This window comes from Bacteroidales bacterium (genome assembly GCA_035342335.1).
Lineage (GTDB): Bacteria > Bacteroidota > Bacteroidia > Bacteroidales > JAGONC01 > JAGONC01.
In genome coordinates, this window is the sequence record DAOQWY010000015.1 from 66375 (window position 1) to 86708 (window position 20334).

Annotated in this window: 13 protein-coding genes and 1 other RNA gene; 3 read left to right on the plus strand and 11 right to left on the minus strand. The window is 49.6% G+C overall.

Annotated features, from left to right (window positions below):
• Positions 1–11: 11 nt before the first annotated feature.
• Positions 12–839 (minus strand): hypothetical protein, encoded by an 828-nt coding sequence (locus PKI34_08930; protein ID HNS17931.1) that lies wholly within the window; start codon positions 837–839, stop codon positions 12–14.
• Between the two features lie 112 nt (positions 840–951).
• Between PKI34_08930 and PKI34_08935 the strand changes: the two genes are divergently transcribed.
• Positions 952–1617: a DUF2461 domain-containing protein gene (locus tag PKI34_08935; protein ID HNS17932.1), complete on the plus strand. Its 666-nt coding sequence runs from the start codon at positions 952–954 to the stop codon at positions 1615–1617.
• Between the two features lie 5 nt (positions 1618–1622).
• Here PKI34_08935 and gyrB read toward each other — a convergent pair whose 3' ends face one another.
• From gyrB to PKI34_08965, 6 genes are all read right to left on the minus strand, one after another.
• Positions 1623–3587 (minus strand): DNA topoisomerase (ATP-hydrolyzing) subunit B, encoded by a 1965-nt coding sequence (gyrB, locus tag PKI34_08940; protein ID HNS17933.1) that lies wholly within the window; start codon positions 3585–3587, stop codon positions 1623–1625.
• Between the two features lie 132 nt (positions 3588–3719).
• Positions 3720–5489, minus strand: coding sequence for a hypothetical protein (locus PKI34_08945; GenBank protein ID HNS17934.1), 1770 nt, complete (start codon positions 5487–5489; stop codon positions 3720–3722).
• Positions 5464–8532 carry a tetratricopeptide repeat protein gene (locus PKI34_08950; GenBank protein ID HNS17935.1) on the minus strand — a complete coding sequence of 1023 codons (3069 nt, stop codon included), beginning with the start codon at positions 8530–8532 and terminating at the stop codon, positions 5464–5466. The genes PKI34_08945 and PKI34_08950 overlap by 26 nt, the downstream gene beginning before the upstream one ends.
• 145 nt (positions 8533–8677) lie before the next feature.
• An RNA gene (rnpB, locus tag PKI34_08955) (RNase P RNA component class A) lies at positions 8678–9102 on the minus strand.
• A 90-nt stretch (positions 9103–9192) separates the two neighbouring features.
• Positions 9193–10263: a DUF2027 domain-containing protein gene (locus tag PKI34_08960; protein ID HNS17936.1), complete on the minus strand. Its 1071-nt coding sequence runs from the start codon at positions 10261–10263 to the stop codon at positions 9193–9195.
• Positions 10244–12370 (minus strand): prolyl oligopeptidase family serine peptidase, encoded by a 2127-nt coding sequence (locus PKI34_08965; GenBank protein ID HNS17937.1) that lies wholly within the window; start codon positions 12368–12370, stop codon positions 10244–10246. The genes PKI34_08960 and PKI34_08965 overlap by 20 nt, the downstream gene beginning before the upstream one ends.
• Before the next feature lie 145 nt (positions 12371–12515).
• Between PKI34_08965 and PKI34_08970 the strand changes: the two genes are divergently transcribed.
• A complete protein-coding gene (locus PKI34_08970) occupies positions 12516–13415 on the plus strand; it encodes a hypothetical protein (GenBank protein HNS17938.1) in 900 nt (299 codons plus the stop codon).
• Positions 13416–13445: 30 nt separating this feature from the next.
• On the opposite strand, the gene PKI34_08975 is transcribed toward PKI34_08970, so the two are convergent.
• From PKI34_08975 to PKI34_08990, 4 genes are all read right to left on the minus strand, one after another.
• Positions 13446–14792 carry an MATE family efflux transporter gene (locus tag PKI34_08975; GenBank protein HNS17939.1) on the minus strand — a complete coding sequence of 449 codons (1347 nt, stop codon included), beginning with the start codon at positions 14790–14792 and terminating at the stop codon, positions 13446–13448.
• 41 nt (positions 14793–14833) lie between these two features.
• Positions 14834–17299, minus strand: a complete 2466-nt coding sequence (locus PKI34_08980; protein HNS17940.1) for a TonB-dependent receptor — start codon at positions 17297–17299, stop codon at positions 14834–14836.
• A 103-nt stretch (positions 17300–17402) separates the two neighbouring features.
• The gene (locus PKI34_08985; protein ID HNS17941.1) at positions 17403–18545 is read right to left on the minus strand and encodes a saccharopine dehydrogenase C-terminal domain-containing protein; all 1143 of its coding nucleotides are present in this window, start codon (positions 18543–18545) and stop codon (positions 17403–17405) included.
• A gap of 81 nt (positions 18546–18626) precedes the next feature.
• Positions 18627–19622: a DMT family transporter gene (locus tag PKI34_08990; protein ID HNS17942.1), complete on the minus strand. Its 996-nt coding sequence runs from the start codon at positions 19620–19622 to the stop codon at positions 18627–18629.
• 38 nt (positions 19623–19660) lie between these two features.
• Between PKI34_08990 and PKI34_08995 the strand changes: the two genes are divergently transcribed.
• Positions 19661–20221, plus strand: coding sequence for an RNA polymerase sigma factor (locus PKI34_08995; GenBank protein ID HNS17943.1), 561 nt, complete (start codon positions 19661–19663; stop codon positions 20219–20221).
• Positions 20222–20334 lie beyond the last annotated feature (113 nt).

The window sequence follows — 20334 nt, forward strand, 5'->3', positions numbered from 1 at the left end:
TCCGGGTAGGGTTAACGGGACACGTAATGGATGGAAACCTGTGGATACCAGCCAAGTTGCTGGTGCATCGCGGCCGAAAGGTCCATATACACTCGGTTCCAGTGTATGCCTGTACCAAAGCACACCTGGACCGGATGGGCCATCACACCTGACCGGAAGGTGATGGAAGGGGATAATTCATATTCGAATCCTGCCATGAATTGGATATCGGCAACCGGATCTTTCTCAGCCTGAACTGCAAGAATGATCTTATCGGATAAGTGATAACCCAATCCCATTTGAATCAGGGCATTTTCTGTCATGAATCCCCCGTTTTCCCCAGCCATCCATGTTACAGGATCCACCACGTGGACGGCCAGGAAGAGGTCGCGTGTGATGCGGGTAATGATCCCTGCCTCGAAACTGAGCTGGCTCCGGCGATAACTTTTTTCCTTGAAGAAAACATAGGAATAGTCAAGCTGCAGACCTGCATGGAAATGCTGTCCGAAACTTCGGGCGAAAGAAAGACCTGCCCTGTTTTCATTATAGGCATTGTGGCCGAAACGGGTGAAGGACAGCCCTGCCACACCCGGTTTGGCCGGAATGAGAATAAAGCCGGCCTGGTAGCCCAGTTCGTTCAGCAGGAAACGGTTTTCGGCATACATGCCAAACACCAGGGTGGTACAGGAAACCGTGCCCGCCTGGTTATTGATGATGGCCCACGGATCAAAAAGTGCGACCGAAGCCTGAGCCATGGCGGCTGACCGGCCTCCGGCAGGTTTCAGCCCAATTGCAGCAGATTCCAGGGTGGATTGCACCACAAAGGCTATGAGGATCAACCAGGTTCCGTATCGTTTCATCGGTTAGAGCATTCTTTATACCTGTTAATACGATTAAGCCGATTTTGTGACCCTGCCGGCAGGGAAAAGTTTTCTTTTTTTCATACTTTTATGCCGTTCAAATTTGAAAGGAATGAATACAGGCAAGATCTTGGAGTTTCTTCAGGAATTACAGCAGAACAACACCAGGGAATGGTTTGGGCAGAACAAATCCCGTTTTGATCAGCTGCGAAGCGATTTTGAATCGTTTCTGAACGAGTTGATTCCGGAAGTCCATAAGGTTGATCCAGGCATCGGGCTGGTGGCGGCGAAGGATTGTATGTTCCGGATTTACAGGGATGTCCGTTTTTCGAAGGACAAAGCCCCCTACAAAACGAATTTCGGCGCCTTTATAGCGGAAAATGGGCGAAAGAGCCTCAAAGCGGGGTATTATTTTCATCTTTCCCCCGAAGAAAGTTTTCTGGGAGGAGGGATCTACATGCCATCGCCGGAGATTTTAAAAGCAATAAGGCAGGAGGTTTACTTCAATTCGGAGGAATTGAAGCAGATCATGAGTGAGCCGGACTTCAGGAGGATTTACGGCGGGGTGCACGATATGGAAGATAAGCTGAAGAAACCGCCCAAGGATTATCCTGCTGATTTCAAGGATATGGATTTACTCAGGCACAAAAGCTATACGGTCTGGCATACGCTGACGGAGGAGGAGCTCAGCAGTCAGGCACTGCTGGGAGCGATCGTTCAGAAATTCAAGGCAATGGTACCTTTCAATGCGTTTTTGAACCGGATTTTTCTCGGGTAGGAGTATCAGGCGTCGATGTTGGCGTAGCGTGCGTTTTTCTCGATGAATTCACGGCGGGGGGGTACTTCATCGCCCATCAGCATGGAGAATATCCGGTCGGCTTCCGTTCCGTTTTCGATCGTAACCTGTCGCAGGGTACGGTAAGCGGGGTCCATGGTCGTTTTCCAGAGCTGTTCGGCGTTCATTTCGCCCAGGCCTTTATACCGCTGCAGGTGGACGCCGGAGTCTTTCCCGTTGGGTGAAAGTTCAAGGGTGATCCGTTCACGTTCTTCCTCGGTCCAGCAATAACGTTCCTCTTTGCCTTTTTTGATCAGGTAGAGCGGGGGAGTGGCAATGTAGACGTGTCCGTTTTCGATGAGCTCTTTCATATACCTGAAGAAGAAGGTCAGGATCAGGGTGGCGATATGGCTTCCGTCGACATCGGCATCGGTCATGATGATGATCTTATGGTAGCGCAGCTTGTCCAGGTTCAGCGCTTTGCTGTCTTCTTCCGTTCCGATGGAAATTCCGAGAGCGGTGAAGATATTTTTGATCTCTTCGCTGTCAAAGATCTTATGCTGCATGGCTTTTTCCACGTTCAGGATCTTTCCCCTCAGGGGCAGGATTGCCTGGAACCTGCGGTCGCGGCCCTGTTTGGCCGTACCACCCGCCGAGTCACCCTCCACCAGGTATATTTCGCACTGAACAGGGTCTCTCTCGCTGCAGTCGGCCAGTTTGCCGGGCAGGCCTGAACCGGAGAGAACACTTTTGCGCTGGACCAGTTCACGGGCTTTTCGTGCTGCGTGCCGCGCCGTGGCAGCCAAAATGACCTTATTGACAATGGTGCGGGCTTCCTTGGGATTCTCCTCCAGGTAATAGCTGAGCAACTCACTGACCAGCTGGTCCACAGCGCCCATCACCTCCGAGTTGCCCAGTTTGGTTTTGGTCTGGCCCTCGAACTGGGGCTCCATTACCTTCACGGAAATAATGGCCGTGAGGCCTTCACGGAAATCATCTCCACTGATGTCGAACTTCAGCTTGGAGAGCATCCCTGACTTTTCAGCATAGCCTTTCAGGGTGCGTGTAAGTGCCCTTCGGAAACCTGCCAGGTGGGTTCCGCCCTCGTGGGTGTTGATGTTATTGACGTAGGCGTGGATATTCTCTGAAAAGGAGGTATTATAGAGCATGGCAATCTCCACCGGGATGTCATTTTTTTCTCCCTCCATGTAAATGGGAGCCTCCATCAATTTCTCACGGTTGGCATCCAGATACTGAATGAAATCCTTCAACCCGTTCTCCGAGTAAAAGGATTCAGAAATGAAGTGCCCGTTTTCGTCCTTTTCACGGTAATCGGTGATGGTCAGCGTGATCCCTTTGTTCAGAAATGCCAGTTCCCGAAGGCGGGAAGCCAGGACCTCATAACTGAACTCTTCGACGATGAAGATGGAATAGTCGGGTTTAAAGCTGACTTCTGTACCCGTTTTGTGGGTCTCTCCAATGATCTTCACCGGGTACGCCGGTTTGCCGCAATGGTACTCCTGCTGCCAGATTTTCCCTTCCCGGCTCACTTTGACGCTGAGCCAGGAGGAAAGCGCGTTCACACAGGATACACCCACTCCGTGCAGTCCACCGGAAACTTTATACGAACCCTTGTCGAACTTTCCGCCTGCGTGCAGGACCGTCATCACCACTTCCAGGGCGGAACGCTTTTCTTTTTCGTGGATGCCGGTGGGTATGCCACGGCCATTGTCGGCTACCGTAATGGAGTTATCTTCGTTGATGAACAGATCGATCCTGTCGCAGTAACCTGCCAGGGCTTCATCAATGGAGTTATCGATGACTTCATTCACCAGATGGTGAAGGCCTTTATCGCTGACATCCCCAATATACATGGCAGGCCTTTTCCGCACGGCCTCCAATCCTTCCAGTACCTGGATATTATCCGCTGTATAGTTCTCGCTTGCCTGGAAATTTTTTTCTTCGTCGGTCATAATCAATTACTTAGTCAACAATCGAACCATATGCGAAGGTAAGAATATTTTCAATAGGAATTACCCGGGAAGACGATCAAAAGTGAGGTTTTTATTAACAATTTTTCACCGATCCTGGCGCTGTTAATATACTCAGAATGCGTACGTTACGCCAATAAGGCCATTCAGTTTCTGACTGGCATAGTTATTCCATCGATAATAGGTCTGGTTGGTCAGGTTATTGAGCTGGATGAAGCCTGATAAATTCTTGTTGTAACGGTATTCCAGCCCCAGGTTCACATCCAGGTAACCCTTCAGTTCTTTCGGTGCCGGCAGGCCGTCTTGCCAGGTTTTGGCAAAGGTTTTTCCGTTGTAGATGAAACTTGCCGTCAGCAGGAACTTGTCCTGAAGGTTATACTTGCCGGAAAGCAGCAAATCATAGGCTGGCTTATGCCACGCTTCGGCTTCGTGGTCCAGGGAGTACTTATAATAATTGGCCATCAATGAAAACCCTAGCCGTTCTGTTTTCCGGAAGGTGATCTCGGTTTTTCCGTGGATGACTGACCCGTCATCATAAATGACCGCAAATTGATTCTCAAGGTCTTTATTTCTTTGTGTGGAGGTGTCATTGACGAAAAAAGCCAGGTTCCGGCATCCGGAACCGGAAACCTGAACCATCCAGTCGACAAATTTTCCAATCCGTGAATTGATCCCGCCATAAAGATGATACCTTTCGCTGGTGAACCTCATCTGCGGAGTAGCATTCAGGAATGGATTTGCATCGCTGAGTTTTCTGAAGTTCATTCTTTCAATTCCCCCTTTCAAACCCAGGTATGCTTTCAGGGAACCGGGCAGGATGGCCACAGCCACTTCAACAAGCGGGTAAAAATGAATTTTTGATAGGGAATCGATGCCAACTGATGCATTGAACCCAATCCTGAAACTGTATTCATCCATGAACACATCCAGCACAGGCTCAAGTCCTATCAACGCACTGGTTGACTGGACAAGGGAATCGGCATTCCCAAAGACATCGGCACGAACCTTCACGGTCAGTTTCTCCTCACTGGTGAACTTCATCAGGCTGAGATTTTTATCCAGGTTCAGCTGCAGGTTCCCGTGATGCTCTTTAGTTTGATCCCGGTTAAAGAGATAGGCATAACCAAAACCTGCTCCGGTGTTGATCTTATCCCCGCGATGACTGCTTTCCAGTGTGGCCTGCATCCCGATCAGGTTGTAGGTTTGCCGGAGCTTTTCTTTGGAAACGTCATACGCTTCTGCAAGGGAATCATCATAGCCGTAATAATGCACCATCGTACGGTCGTACAGCAGGTTTCCTGACAGTGTGTGTTTTTTCAAAAATTTTTTCCCCCAGACGTCCATTGTATTATCACTCTGGCTGCTTGAGGGATGATCTTTCATCTCACCCGATGAAAGGTGACGCAGGTGCACTCCAAATGCAAACTCTTTAGAGCGAAGGCTTCCCGCAAAAAATTCCAGATAGGGTGTCCTATAATTACCAAATCCTCCCCGGATAAAATTCCGGTAGAGTTTATCAATCGGTTCACCGACAATGGCCACAGGTTTGATGGGCTGAGGGTCAAACGTGGTTTGGATCAGATGCTCCTGAATGGAATAGCTAAGTTCTGGCTTTTGGAGGTTCTGCGTTTCGATGCGCGGGTTCTGACTTATTTTGAACGATTCAGTAATCGTGGGCTTATAAGGAGAAATGACCGTGATCTCCTCGGTATAGGGGATCTCCTGCTGAGCAGATACAGGCAACAGGGCGGCCTGCAGGCTTACCACGACCCAGGCAGCGATCCTCAGGATCGTGAATCGTTTACTTTGGTCGATATGTTTTACGGTCTTTTTCATCTTCACTTGCACACCTGATTGGTCATAACCCGTCCTGATCCGGATCATCCTGTTGGACAGCCTGGTTCTGCGTCGCTTTCTCCTGGGTGACGATCCTGTTCAGTTTGCTGACCGCCTCTTTCCGGAGATCTTCCCCTGGATAGTTATCAATGATGCTCTGCAGCGTCTGTTTAGCCTGGAATGTATTGCCCGTTCCCACGTAGATATCGGAAAGAAGGATGAACCCTTTTGCAATCCAGTAGTCGAACGACGGATACCGGTTGATCAGTTCGAAGGTGGCCTTTTCGGCTTCCTGAAATGCTTTTCTTTCGCAGGTGATCCAGGCGATCGAATACTGGGATTCTGCAGCGCGTTCATCCTGTACCAGATCGCAGGTCCGTTTGAAAGCTTTCAGGGCAAGGTCGGTTTCACCGGTGGCAAGCGCTGATTTTCCCAGGATGAAGTTTGCCTCAGCTTCCAGCTCAGGTTGGGTGGTTTCTGAAGCCAGTACTTTTTCGGCTGCAGGGATGGCTTTTCCGAAGTTCTCCAGCCGGAAGTGACAGCGCATCTGCCCGGTCAGGGCTTCCAGATAGACTTTTTTTGTACCGGACGCCTCTTCCAGGTCCTGATATAATTCCAGGGCGTTGTTGATATCCCCCATTTCGTAAGAGATGGCAGCCGCACGGCTCAGGGCATTCTCGGTGAACTGGGTGGGAGGTTGCTGCAGAACGTAGTTATAGCCTTTCAATGCAACTTCCGCTTCCCTGTTCCTGAGCTGACATTCGGATCTGTAAAAATGGGCCTGCGTAACAAAGGATCCCCTGGGAAAGTTATCGATGTAGTCAGTGAATCCCCTGACAGCCGCTGCGCAATCTCCTTTTCTGTAACGGTCTTCTGCCGTGAAGTAGCTCAGCGAATCCTGTGACGACACCGATATGTCGGCGAATGGAAGGGTTTGGGCATAGCCCAGGTATTCATTCACCCTGTTCAGATCCACATAGATATTACGGATGATCTCCAGGGCTTCCCTCGATTCCTCCGAGCCGGGATAATCGGATATGACCTTTTTCAGAGTGGTGATCGCCAGGTCATTACTGCTGTTTGTATAGTAGATCAATCCGCTTTTCAGCAATGACTTTTTGATGTATTTCCCGGTAGGATAGTCGAGGGGGATCTTTTTGAAATATCCCAGCGCTTCATCGTCCCTGTTCAGTAACGTACACGTGATGCCCAGCTCATAAAGTACTTCTTCGGTATAGGTGGAACGCGGGTATGTGTTCAGATACTCTTTGAGCAGCCTTGCCTTTTGCTCAAAATCACCCTTTCCCCCGGCAGCCATCGCCTTTTGAAGCAGGGCGTAATCACTGTTGGAAGTTTTCGTCTGCAGGGCCTGGTCATAATACTGGATTGCCTCATCATACGACTTATGCACAAAGCTGCAATCGCCCAGCCGCAGGAAGGCATCCTGAATGTACTGATGATCAGGGTAGCCATCGGAGATGAATTTTTTAAAATGGCTGATAGCCTGTGTGTAATTTTTCTTATTGTAATACGCATAGGCCAGGTTATAGGTAGTCAGTTGATAAACAGGAGTATGCGTTCCAGCGTGACGGGAGAGAAAGGCTTTGTAATGTTCGATGGCAAAATCATAGGAGCCTGTCCGGTAATAGGATTCAGCCATCCAGTAATGATTTTCAGCCTGGATAGCTTTATCGGATGTCATTTCCAGGGATTTTTTGAACAGGGTGATAGCCCCCGCATAATCCCGGTTGTTGAAGAGCTCAATCCCACGGTAATAGGCTGCTTTTTGATAGGCCTGCCTGGTCTGTTCGTCCTTGTAACGGATTTTATCGATCGTCTCCAAAGCTTCCTGGTAATTGCTTGTCGACATGTAGAGGTTGATCAGATAGCGATTGGCCTCATCGATGCGGCTGGAACCGGGGTAATCGGTAATATACTGTCTCAGGGCTCTTATGGCTTCGTTGTAAGGATCGAAGGAGAGATCGTAGGCCAGTTTGGCATAGTTGAAGAGGGCATCTTCCCGGATGGCCTTGTTGAAATCCATTTTGTAGGCGGAAAGAAAAGCATTTAAGCCGAACTGCTTCTGATCGGTTTTAACATAACAGTCGCCCAGGTGATAAAAAGCATTCTGGGATAACGAATCCTGTTTGCCGGTGGTTTTCTGGAATGCCTGGATCGCCTGTAAATAGTTGCCTACCTTATGATAAGCGTATCCCAGCTGGTACCAGTCCTGTTCCGTCAGGCGGGTGCCGGAAGACTTGCTGTATATCTCCAGCAGGGGAATGGCATCCTCATAACGCCCGGTTTGAAAATAGGCTTCACCCACCATCCTGACAATATCTTTGTTTTTTTTATCATCCATCAGGCCGGATAACTGGTTACCCAGCTCGATCACTTCACTGTAATTGTGCTGCTTGAATTTTATTTGCAGGATATAAAGGGGCACGATGTCCTTAAACGTTTCATCTTCCGTGAGCCGTTCAAATCCTTCCAGGGCTTTCTCCAGGTCATTTTTCTGGTAAGCGATGTGGGCGTAGTAGTAGTTCGCCGGACCCTGATACCTTGACTCCACGTTCAGGATCTTTGCGAACGACTGTTCGGCCAGGGGCAGGTTATTGCCTTTCAGGTAGCAATAACCTGTTTTGAAATAGTACTCATTCTGTTCCTCCCGGTTCAACTGCCTGAGATCGGTCTTTTTGAATGCGTCCAGTGCGGGCCTGTATTCTTTGTTTCTGTAATGCAGTTTTGCGAGTTGAAACTGGGCCAGCCGGGCCATGGTATTTTCAGGGTACATCCGGATGAAATCCAGGTAAAGATCGGTTGCATCCTTATGATGAAGTTCATAGGCACAGAGCGCGTGAAAATATGCGGCCTGGATCCTGGTGACGGAATGAGGATCGTTGATGGTGGCGCTGACTTTTCGGAATACCTCCTGTGCAGCAACGTATTTCTCCTTGTTGAACAGGTCCATTGCCAGGTTGAGACTGGCCTGCGGGTCATCGTATTGCGCAGTGCGCTGCGCTGATAAGGATGACCAGGCAAATAAAACCAGGAACGTCCATGCTGTTATTCGCAGGAAGGGTTTCTTCATGACTGACCTGAGCGGTTTACCTGATAAAATTAGCATTAATCTGTCCGATGGAAGTCCGGCGCGTTTATTACTTATGAACAGGAAGCATTTAACAAATAAGGATAACGGCACGGGCGGGGACTTAGTATGCGGTGGTTTTGAATAAAAAGACAGCCGTTCTGTAAGCCGGATTCTGTTCGTCCCTGCCAGGCAGGGATCTCCCTATCATTTATCTGGGACGGATATCACTATCCGCCTCAAGCAGCCTACCCATCCCGGTTTACCGGCAGAGCCGGTATTTAGGGCGAGCAACCCTGGTCCCTGACCTTCGTCAGGGATTTCCGGGACCTATTTGGCCTTGCAACCCATAAGGTTTACCCCTCCCGAATGTCACCATTCGGGATCGTGAGCTCTTACCTCGCGTTTTCACCCTTACCCTGAACGAATCCAGGGCGGTTGTTTTCTGTGGCACTTTCTGTAAGGCCCTGACCGAGGCCAGAACCTCCCTACCTGTTGGGTAGTATGGTGCTCTGTGTTGTCCGGACTTTCCTCTGCAGGCACTTGACCGGCAGCGATAGAGCGAACGGCTGTCAAGGTACGTTCACAAGAATTTTTGCAAAGATACGTATTTTTTTTCTAAGAGTGCTGGCCTGACTCCGATGTCAATCGTCAGCTGTCCATTTATAGATTATCCGGTATGGTTACTTCAATGGCGCCGGCTCCGTAATGCTCAAAGGGAGCATCCCTGAATTCAAGTCCGCCGAACTCTTTCAGCATTTCCAGAAGGGCGTTCTTCAGCGTGCCATTGCCGATCCCGTGGATAAAATAAACCCGGTAATAATGATGCTCCAGGGCGCTGTTCAGGCAGCTGGAAAAGTAACGCGTTTGTACAGAAAGGATCTCATGGTTCTTCAGGCTGGAATAATCATCCGCAAGAGAAGAAATATGGAGGTCGACCTCCGCCATGCGCGGGCCAATGCGGTGCCGGTCGATCAGGATCTGTGGTCTCACCGGTTCTGCCTTGGCTGGCTCAGGTTGTGGTTCGCCGTATTTCTCCCGTGCTTCCTGTGATGCAATGTCCAAAGATCCTTTCAGCTCATGGATCCTGTAGATCAGGGCTTTTTCCTGAAGGAGATTTGAGGACTGGTAATGAACGTCCTTGTAAAATTTCATGGGTTTGATCCTGTAGGCACTGCTGACGGGCATAAGCAGTTTGGAATCCTTATCCCGGTGGAACAGCAGCTGAACCACACCCTGGCACCATTTCTCGATCTCCTCCCGCTCAAAGGTTTCCAGCTGGAGCCTTGAATCGGCAGGGATCACGTCATAATCAACACCCGTGTAACCGGCTGCATCTCTGACAAAGAAGCTTATCAACACATCATAAGCGGTAAAATTGATGATCTGGATATCGATGGGTCCCGTCATCAGCCACTTCTGATCCTGCGGGATGAAGGCCAGGTAGATGCCGTTGGGGTATTGATTTTTGGAAGCAAACCGGATCAGGGGTGTGATCTTATGCTCAAATTCAGGTTCGGGATGACCGGCGGGTGTTGCTTTTAATTCGACGGGTTTCGGATGATCGTAGTAATCAGAGATGTCATCCATCGGGATAAGCTCACTGATTCGTGTCGGGATCTCAAAACCATCTTCAATGGCGACATTCACCATGGAACTGCTCAGGATCTTGCTCACCACGCCGCCACCCTTTTCATTGAGAAACCTTACCCGATCACCGATATTGAATTTCATTTTTTCCGAGGTTATGGAACACGAACGCGGCGACATCCGCCGCTTCTTCGATCACTTTCGCCGTTGGTTTTCCGCCGCCGTGTCCGGCGCGGGTCTCGATCCGGATCAGGACAGGATTCTCTCCGCTGTGGTTTTCCTGCAGTGCGGCGGCAAATTTGAAGGAATGTGCTGGCACAACGCGGTCATCGTGATCGGCAGTGGTGATCAGGGTGGCCGGATATTCAACTCCGGGTTTCAGCGCATGCAGCGGCGAGTATTTCAGCAGATAGGCAAACATCACCGAATCATCCTCGCTGGTTCCGTAATCCACTGCCCAGAAGTGCCCGATGGTGAACTTATGATACCTCAGCATATCGAGCACCCCGACTGCAGGTAACGCTACTTTGAAAAGATCGGGCCGCTGGGTCATGCAGGCGCCCACCAAAAGCCCTCCGTTGGATCCCCCGGAAATGGCCAGCCTGTCGCGGTTCGTATAACCCTGTTTTATCAGGTACTCCGCAGCCGCAATGAAGTCATCGAACACATTCTGTTTGTTGAACAGGGTGCCGGCGGTGTGCCATTCTTCCCCGTACTCCCCTCCGCCCCGAATGTTGGGCACCGCATAGACAAATCCGTTTTCCAGGTAAATCAGCCTGCTGATGCTGAACGACGGAGTCATGCTGATACTGAATCCCCCATAACCGTAGAGCAAGGCAGGATTGCTGCCATCCAGCCTCAGGTCTTTCCTGTGGACAATGAACATCGGTATTTTTGTGCCATCCTTGCTTTGATAAAATTCCTGTTTCACAACGTAGTCATCCGGATCAAAGTCAATGTCAGAGGATTTATATACCGTTGAACGGTTATCGCCGACGTCATATTTATAAATGGTTGTCGGGAATGTGAAGGATGTGAAAAGATAGAAGGCAACCGGGTCATCCTTGGTCCCGGAAAACCCTCCCAGGGTACCGATGCCCGGAAGATGAACTTCTCCCAGTAAAAGTCCGTTGTAGTCATGAATGTAAACCTTGCTGCACGCATCTTTCATGTATTCGGCGAAGATCTTTCCCCCGATGAGCGAGGCCCCTTGAAGTACCTCTTCCTTTTCCGGGATCAGGTCATTCCACGAAGCAGTGCCGGCTCCCTCCGGGTGAACCCTGACAAGTTTCTTTCTTGGGGCATTTTCATCGGTCAGAATCAGAAAGGCATCACCGAGGTTATCGATCACTCCGTATTCATGCTCAAAACCTTCCACCAGCGGGATGAACGGGGAATCCTTTTTTGCCAGGTCCTTGTAGCTGAGGGCATTGCCATAAGTGGATTCGGATTCATACAGAAACAAATAACGCTCGTCCTCCGAAGTATGGCAGGAATAATTCCTCATGGGGAAATCCGGATTTTCAAAGACCAGCGCATCCTGAGACTGACCGGTGCCCGCCTTGTGGTAATATACCTTGTGGTTCTTGTTTTGTGACGACAGCTCAGTGCCTTCCGCCGGCTTTTCGAAGCGGCTGTAGTAAAATCCTTCGTCTTTCCAGGCCATGCCTGAAAATTTCACCCACAGAAGTTCTTCCGGAAGCCGTTGACCGGTTTGAATATCCATAACGTAAATCTTGTTCCAGTCGGAACCGGCTTCAGCAGTTGCATAAGCTGCAAAACGGGCATCCTTTGAAACACTGAAGCCGGCAAGGGCAATGGTCCCGTCGGCTGAAAGGGTGTTGGGATCCAGCAAAACCCTGGGTTCGCCTTCCAGGCCATCCTGGATATAAAGAACACTCTGGTTCTGAAGCCCGTCATTTTTAGAGAAAAAATAATAGTTGCCCTTCTTAAACGGAACACCATATTTCGGGTAATTCCAGAGTTTTGTGATCCGGCTGTTGATCGAGTCCCGGAAGGGTATGTTTTGAAGATAAGCGAACGTCACTTCATTCTGGGCGGCGACCCAGGCTTCCGTTTCAATGGAAGTATCGTTCTCAAGCCACCGGTAGGGATCCGGAACCTTCACTCCGAAATACTCATCCACCACCTCCGTTTTTCCCGTCGGAGGGTATTGGATCTTTTGTTTTTGCGAACAACTCATTGCCAGGATCATACTGAATGGGATTGTGATAAAAGATAAATGTTTCATATGGAAGCTGGTTTAATGATGTGCGAATTAGTCCAATGACTTTTTTCAAAAACGAGGGCTTCTGGTTAAGCTTAATGTTCCTGTCGTAATTTTGCCGTAAATTTAGCCAATCATTTTCAAATCGTCTCATAAAATCTCAATTCCAATGACGAAATGGATCAAATCCCTGACCGTGATGATGCACCATTACGGCATGGATGGCTTTCAGGCCGACGAACTGCATGTCGAAACCTATCCTCATACCCGAACCGTTTTCGATCAGCAAGGCAATGCACTTGAGGATGTGACCTACCTGAAGGACGGTGCTACCGAGTCGAGGTATGTCCGAATATACAATCCTCAGGGTGATTTGGCGGAGGAGGCCTATTATTCGGGGGAGGACCTCACCGACCGCCGTACGTTTGAGTGGCAGGCTGACCGAAAGCTGGCAAAGGAATTCAGGCATTATCTGGATGGCTCATTGGATACCATTTCTTATCACTACAATGAACAAGGTCAGCTTGTCGAAAAGACCCTCAACGATGATGATGGATTTCTTGAGTCCAGAACGGTGTTTGAGTACATTGATTCCAGGCTGGTTGCGGAAAAGGAACTGGATGGTGAAAACCAACTGCTGTCAGAGAGAAGGGTTGTGTTCACTGAAAGCGGGTATCCCGTCGAACAGACCGAATGGATCAGGGAAAACGATCAGCGGATACGGCTGGTGGATGAAGTGGATGATCAGGGTTTACGGATCCGTTCTGCCCGGTATGTCAACGGGAGGCTTGTTGAACGCATCGGGTATGAATACGATGAGAAGGGCAGAGTATCCCGGACGACTGAAGAGCATGAACGGGGGAGCTCGGTGTATCAATTTGAATATGATCAACTTGGCAATGTGACCCTGCAGGAGGAGTATGACCGGGAAGGCCGGGTAATCAGCAAAATTGAACGGACCTATGACGGGGAAGGCCGGGTCCTGGAAAACAAAGTCTTCATTGACGGGCAGGGGAGGCGAATGAGCCAGTATTACAGGATGGAATACCTGTACGAATTTGTGGAATGAATTGCACAAGCATTTCGTGTCGGTGATTTTCTAGGGCTCTGCTTGATATTTCACAATGACTTTTTTCTTCCATCTGCCGGTGAGAAAGTAACCGTACTGCAGAAAAAGACCCAGGCACCAGGCAATCGGGATCCCCCACCATATGCCGTTTACATCAAAATGCCGGCTCAACCAGTAGGAAGCCGGTATCCTGACCACCCACAGGACGAATAAGGTTGTGAACATCGGGATCAGGGTGTCGCCTGATCCGCGCATGACACCTCCGATGACGATCATGGCGGAAAAGACAACATAAAAGGAACTTACGATCACCAGATAATCCGACCCTGTGCGTATGACATCCTCATCGCGGGTGAAAAGAGTCATCAGTCCGTGTCTGAACAGGACGGCGATCAGGGTCATCAAAACCGAAATAAGGAAGATCATCCGAAGAGTGGCATAGAATCCGGTGCGCACCCGTTCGGTTTTGCTGGCACCCAGATTCTGTCCCGCGAATGTGGCAAGGGCTGCAGCAAAAGCCATTGCCGGCATCGCGGCAAATGAGTCGATCCGCATGCCGATGCTATAAGCTGCGCTTACCTTTGCACCAAACGGATTCACGATCCAGAACATGGCCAGAAAACTGAGGGCAACGAAGGCTTGCTGGAACCCGACCGGAAAGCCAATCCGAAGGCTTTTTCGGAAAATACCCCTGTCGAAGTACATTTTCCTGAACGAAAGGTTGATGATCTCGTGCCTGCGGTTGAGGTAAATGACCGCCATGAAAAATGCAGTCGCCTGGGATATGACCGTGGCCCAGGCTGCGCCTGCGATACCCCATTTGAACCCCACCACCAGCAGCAGGTCGAGGAGGATGTTCAGGATGGTTGAGATGATCAGAAAATACAGGGGGGTTTTGGAGTCGCCCAGCCCTCCCAGAATGGCGGTTGTCGCACTGAAACCAAAGGAGAAGATGATGCCGGCAAAAAAGATGTTCAGATAAAGCTTTGCCAGCGGGATGACTTCCGGGGGAAGCTTGATCAGGTGGAAGATCGCCTCACTGGCCAGTAATCCAATGATAGTTATCAGGATCGATGCGAAAAAGATGAAAATGTAGAGTGTATCAATGGTCCTCTTGACATTTTGGATATCTCTGGCCCCAAAGTACTGTGCGATGACAATGGTGCCCCCGGTGCCGATTCCGATGATGAGTGAAATGAGTGTGAAGACGATGGGGAATGAAGAACCGACGGCGGCCAGGGCTTCCGTGCCAATGAACCTTCCCACGATCACACTGTCGACAATGTTGTAGAGCTGGTGAAAGACATTTCCCATCAGCATCGGGATGGCAAAATTGAAGATGAGCCGGGATTCGTTACCAGAGGTAAGGTCTTTCATTGGGAGGCAACTGTCGCAGGCGAAGGTAGTTAAAATTTCGACTAGTACTCATACCCGCCGGTTTCTATCTCCATCTCTTCGCCGTTACTGTTGCGCTGTTGCTTCTGCTTGTAATTATTGATCTTATAGCTTAGGGTCAGGCTGAAGACCGGTGCTTCACGTGCGAACTTGTCATAGGAGTAGAATCCTTCACCTTCGGAAACTGATTCACGTTTTGCCGTTTTCAGCAAATCCCTCCCTGAAAGGGTAACAGAAAGTTTTCGCTGGAAGAGATCTTTCCTGACCGCCAGGCTGGTCATGAAAAAACCTTCCCTGCTTCCCTGAGCCGTAATGGTCGGCCCCCGGTAATTTGCGGTCAGCTGTAACCGTATGTCAGCCGGCAGCTTAAAGGTGGTGTTGAGACGCGTATCCCAGCTGACCGTCTCATCATCCGTATCTTCTCCTTCCACGTTTCCCTGCAGGCGGTAATAATAAACGTTCAGGCTGGTATTGATCAGGAACCAGTCCGTCAGTTCCAGGTTGGCCATTAATTCGGTGCCGGCAGCATGGTCCCTGTCCATATTGACCGAAGTGTGCTGGATGATGCCATCATCGAGGAGCGTTCTGATACGGCTGATCTTGTTTTTAGTTATCCGGTAGTAGCCCTCCAGAGAGAGAAATGATTTACGGAAGCGGTACTGATAGCTCAGGTCGTATGAGTCGATGAATTCGGGCTCCAGTGAGGGATTTCCTACCCGGATGTTATACGGGTCCATGTAGGTGATGGTTGGCTCAAGATCCCAGCCACGGGGACGATCGACACGACGGCTGTAACTTGCCAGTAACTGGTGCTTATCGGTGAATTTTTTTGAAATGTGGACGGTAGGGAACAAATCAAAACGATCGATCAGGAAAGTCTTGTCACTTCCTGACGAGTAGATGTCGCGGTAATTGTATTCTCCCCGCAGACCTAACTGGAAGCCGAAACTTTTCAGTTCTCCTGACCAGGTTCCGTAGATGGAGTGGATCTGCTCGGTGAAATCCATCTCCGTGCTGTAAAGATCGCTCGGGATCCATTGATCTGAATCATAATCATATTCACTGTAGATGTAATCCTCGGGGTCGGACTCAAGCCTGAACTGATAACCTGCTTCGAGGGAGGTCTTGTTCGGGAAGGGTTTTGTATAATCGGCTTTGAGCCGCCAGTTTTGTGAACGGCCTGTTTCAGTGGTCAGGATGCCGCTGGGAAAGAGATCGTCGATGACATAATCCGAATTGCTGTCGAATTCGTACTGTTCTTCCCATTCATCCCCCAACCTGGAAGAGTACATCAACATGGCTTCCAGTTTATGGCCCTCTCCTTTCAGCATCTGGTAAAGGTTCAGCGAACCTTCGTAAAAGTCTCCCTGGCGCTGGCTTTCGGTTTCCGAAACAGTATAAGTATCAGTGGAAAGTGGATCGGTGAACAGATGCTGGTGTGTCCATCCATCCCGTCCAAACCCATATTCGCCGTACCGTCCCGAAAAGGTCAGGGTTGTCTTCTCCGTCAGAAAATAGTCCACACCACCTTTTACGCCCCATCCGTTACGGTGCATTTTATCCTTGACATCCGACAGGCGTATGGTGGTGGTGTCCTCCGCGAAGGATTCGTTACGCATATTGCCTTCCCCTTTGTGCTGGTTGTTGTTATAATTGGCACCCGCAAAAAAATTGACTTTCCCGGCCCGGTAGTTCAGCAAAACATCCGTGGAGTATTTGTGGCCCGTGCCGGCAGAAGCATTGATGATGCCATTGTATCCTGCTTTTTGTTGTTTTTTCATGACGACATTGATGATGCCTGCAAGGCCATCGGGATCATACCTCGCTGAAGGATTCGTGATGATCTCGAGCCGTTCCACGGAACTGGCGGGGATCTGCTGCAGGGCATCGGTCCCCTGCAGTACGCTCGGGCGTCCGTCGATCAATACCGTAAAGCTCTGGCTGCCGCGCAGTGAGACATTTCCTTCAATGTCCACCTGTACGGATGGTACATTTTCAAGGGCGGTCACCACCGAAGATCCGTCGGCCATGATATCCTGGCTGACATTGACCACTTTTTTGTCAATGCGGTATTCAACCCGTTGCTTGTCGGCGATGATTTCCACGCCTTCAATGTTCGTAGTGGCTGATCTCAGGGTGATGTTCCCAAGGTCGATGGCCTGTGCCTTCGGTGTGATGATGATCTCCGGCAGTGTTTTTTTTTCATAGCCAATAAAATTGACCACCAGGTAAAATTTCCCGAACGGGAGTTCCGCCAGCCTGAATTTTCCCTGCAGGTCAGTGACCGTACCGGTAACCATGGTCGAATCCTTTTCACGGAACAAGACCAGGTTCACGAATTCCATCGGGACACCGGCATCCTCTTCCAGTACGTTACCCGTCAGGATGCCTGTTGGTGGCATCTGCGACGCATTCCCCATCCTGTATTCCTGCGCGGGCAACTCCATCCAGCCCATCACCACGATCATCAACACAACCAATCGCTTCATAAAAAAATCTGGTTTATAGTTATGGCGTTCCAAAAAGAATCAATAGTATTAGACATTGAAATTAATGGATAGTTTAATAAACAGTTTATTAAATATTTTGATTTTAGATTTTACCTCTTTCCTCTCTCAACTCATACACCACCCCTCTCTCCCGAAGTCCTTCCAGGATATATTCAACGCAGAGATGGTTTTTCCCGATCGTTTCAGGCGGGATGATTCCTTTTTCCCTGTAAAGCCGGTGAGCGATCATCCTGACCGCCATGGTGGCCGTATAACCCGTGGTGCGTGCCATGGAGTGCACCCCGGATACGGAGTCGTAGGTATCAAACAGGTCCCAGACATAGCGTACAGGTTCATTGTCCCTGATCCCTTCGACGATGATTTGCATGATGGTCACGTCTTCCTCTCCCTCGTTCAGTTTCCATTTCGGAAAAAGCAGGCGGGAGGTAAGGTCCAGGGGCCTGATGCTGGCGCCGCTTATCTCGACGGGATCTGTGCTAAAAAAGCCTGTGTCGCGCAGAACGTTGATTTTTTCAATGTGTCCGGGGTACCGGAGGGTCTTTTCGATCATCGAGGGTGCCTGAATGGTGGCCATCAGGGTGCGAAGACCATCACTGTTGAATGCTTCCAGGGTGCCGATCTTTGGGAAGTCGATCAGTTCAGGGTCCGAAAGTGCAGGTTTGGTCACCATCTGCCCCTTATCAATAAAGCGGGCCGGACGCGTATATTCTTCGATGACATCCACCGGTGAAAAAACAGCCCTGTACTCCCAGGGCCATTGCCTGATCCTGGGCAACCCACCGACGTAAATGGTCACCTTTTCGGTTGCATCCAGCATCGAAACGGCGTATCCTGTCAACAAATTACTCATCCCCGGAGCCACTCCCATATCCACCACCGCAGTGACGCCCTTGTTTTTAGCGCGATCGTCCAGCTCGAAGACATCCTCGGGTGAAAATGCAATGTCCACTGCATTTTTCCCGGCTTCGATGATCGTTTGCAGTGTTGCAAATCCCAGGTATCCCGGCACCGCATTCAATACAATATCCTGATCCTGAATCAGTTTTAGGAGATTTTCATGATCCGAAAGATCCGATGTGATACAGGTGCCCTTAAAATCTGTTCCCAGCCTGTCGAGGCTGATCTTCTGCCGATCAACGACGGTAACCATTAAATCCGGATCTTTTGCCAGGTCCATCGCCATGGGACCGCCGACCAGGCCGGCGCCTAATACAATGATTTTCATAATGTTAACGTTCCTTTAAGCTTAGATGGAATTTGCAAATGTCCGAAAAAAAATGACAGGTTTTACGAATGGATTAAGGTTTCAGGTTGAAGGCCCATTCCTCAGCCGGTCGTTCCTGGTCAAATGCTGAACTTGCGTCAGCATGACACCTGCGATGACAATGACGATTCCAAGGACCTTGTTCAGGTTGAAATATTCCGAAAGAATCAGGTAGGAAAAAACAGCCGTGAATATCGGGATAAGGTTGGTAAAGACATTGGTCCGGCTTACACCAATTTTGCTGACACCGTATGTGAACAGGATGTAAGCAAGGGTTGAAGCAAAAAGTGAGACCTGAAAAAGTGCGGAGATCGTTCTGCCGTCAGGCCTGATCGCCAGAAATTCTTTGAGATCCAAGACCAGGAACAACGGCAGGAAAAAAAGCACCCCAAAGAAATTTTGCCAGGCAATGATCGAGACCGGATGGTACAGCCGGGTCAGCTTTTTCAGAAAAGGGGCGTAGATCACCGCTGAGGTGACTGCAAAAAAGAGGAACCCCATCCCGGCAGGGGAGGCTGTGAAGGTCATGTCGCGGTTGATCAGCATCAGCAAGACACCTGCAAATGACAGAGCGATTCCGGCAATGTTCAGCCAGGAGATTTTTTCCTTAACGATGAAATAGGCAGCAACAGGCGTCAGCAGCGGGATGGTGGCGATCACTACCGCGCTGATGGAGGGAGAGGTGTACTTTAACCCGAAATTTTCACCGATGAAGTAGAGGAAAGGATTGAAGAGGGAAGCAATCAGGAATAATCCGACATCTTTCCTTTTGATCCGCTCAAGTTTCCCAAAGGCCAGCAATCCGGCCATCAGCAGGACGGAAGACAGGACCAGCCGCAAAAAAATGGTGGTTATCGGCGGGTAACAACGGAAGACAATCGACGTCCAAATGAAGCTCATACCCCAGAAAATCATGGAGATGACAACCAGTCCGTAGGTGATGATCTTTTGTTTTCCCTCGGTCACAGGAGCTTCAAAATTGCGCGGAGGCAAACTTAAGGATATTTTTTTGGGATTTTCAGGAACTTTTTGTAACATTTCCGGATTGCAACAGTCTTTATCAAAAAATATTCTTCTTGGAAGTTATTTACAAAAATACGCACCAGGAACTCGTTGAGCAGTGCAGGGAGGAAAATCCGAAAGCACAGCTAGAATTATATAAGATGTACGTTAAAGCCATGTATAACACCAGTTTGCGAATAGTCGGCAGGCCCCAGGATGCGGAAGACATCATGCAGGATTCCTTCCTGGATGCCTTTCGGCATCTGCACGAATATAAAGGTACTTCCAGTTTTGGAGCGTGGCTCAGGCGCATCGTGGTCAATAACTCCCTGGACGCACTGAAGAAGAATGCCGGACTTACGTTCATTGAGGAATACGATCATCAGATACCCCAGGAGGAGACGGACGAGGAAGACATTTCCCTGAAGGTCGGCGAGATCCACCAGGCGGTCAATGAACTCCCGGCTGATTACAGGGTCGTATTATCCCTCTATTTGTTCGAAGGATACGATCACGATGAGATTGCTGAAATATTGAACATTTCAAACAATACCTCCCGGATCCGGTACTTCAGGGCGAAGCAAAAACTGTTGGAGATCATCAAGGAATCCCGTATCCGGAAATATATTATCTGACCATATATCAATGCAGCATAATGGATAAACTGGAAAATCTGGTCCGCAGCAAACGACAGGAATTTGATCAGTCAGAACCCCCGGAGGATCACCTCGAAAGGTTCCGGCAAAAA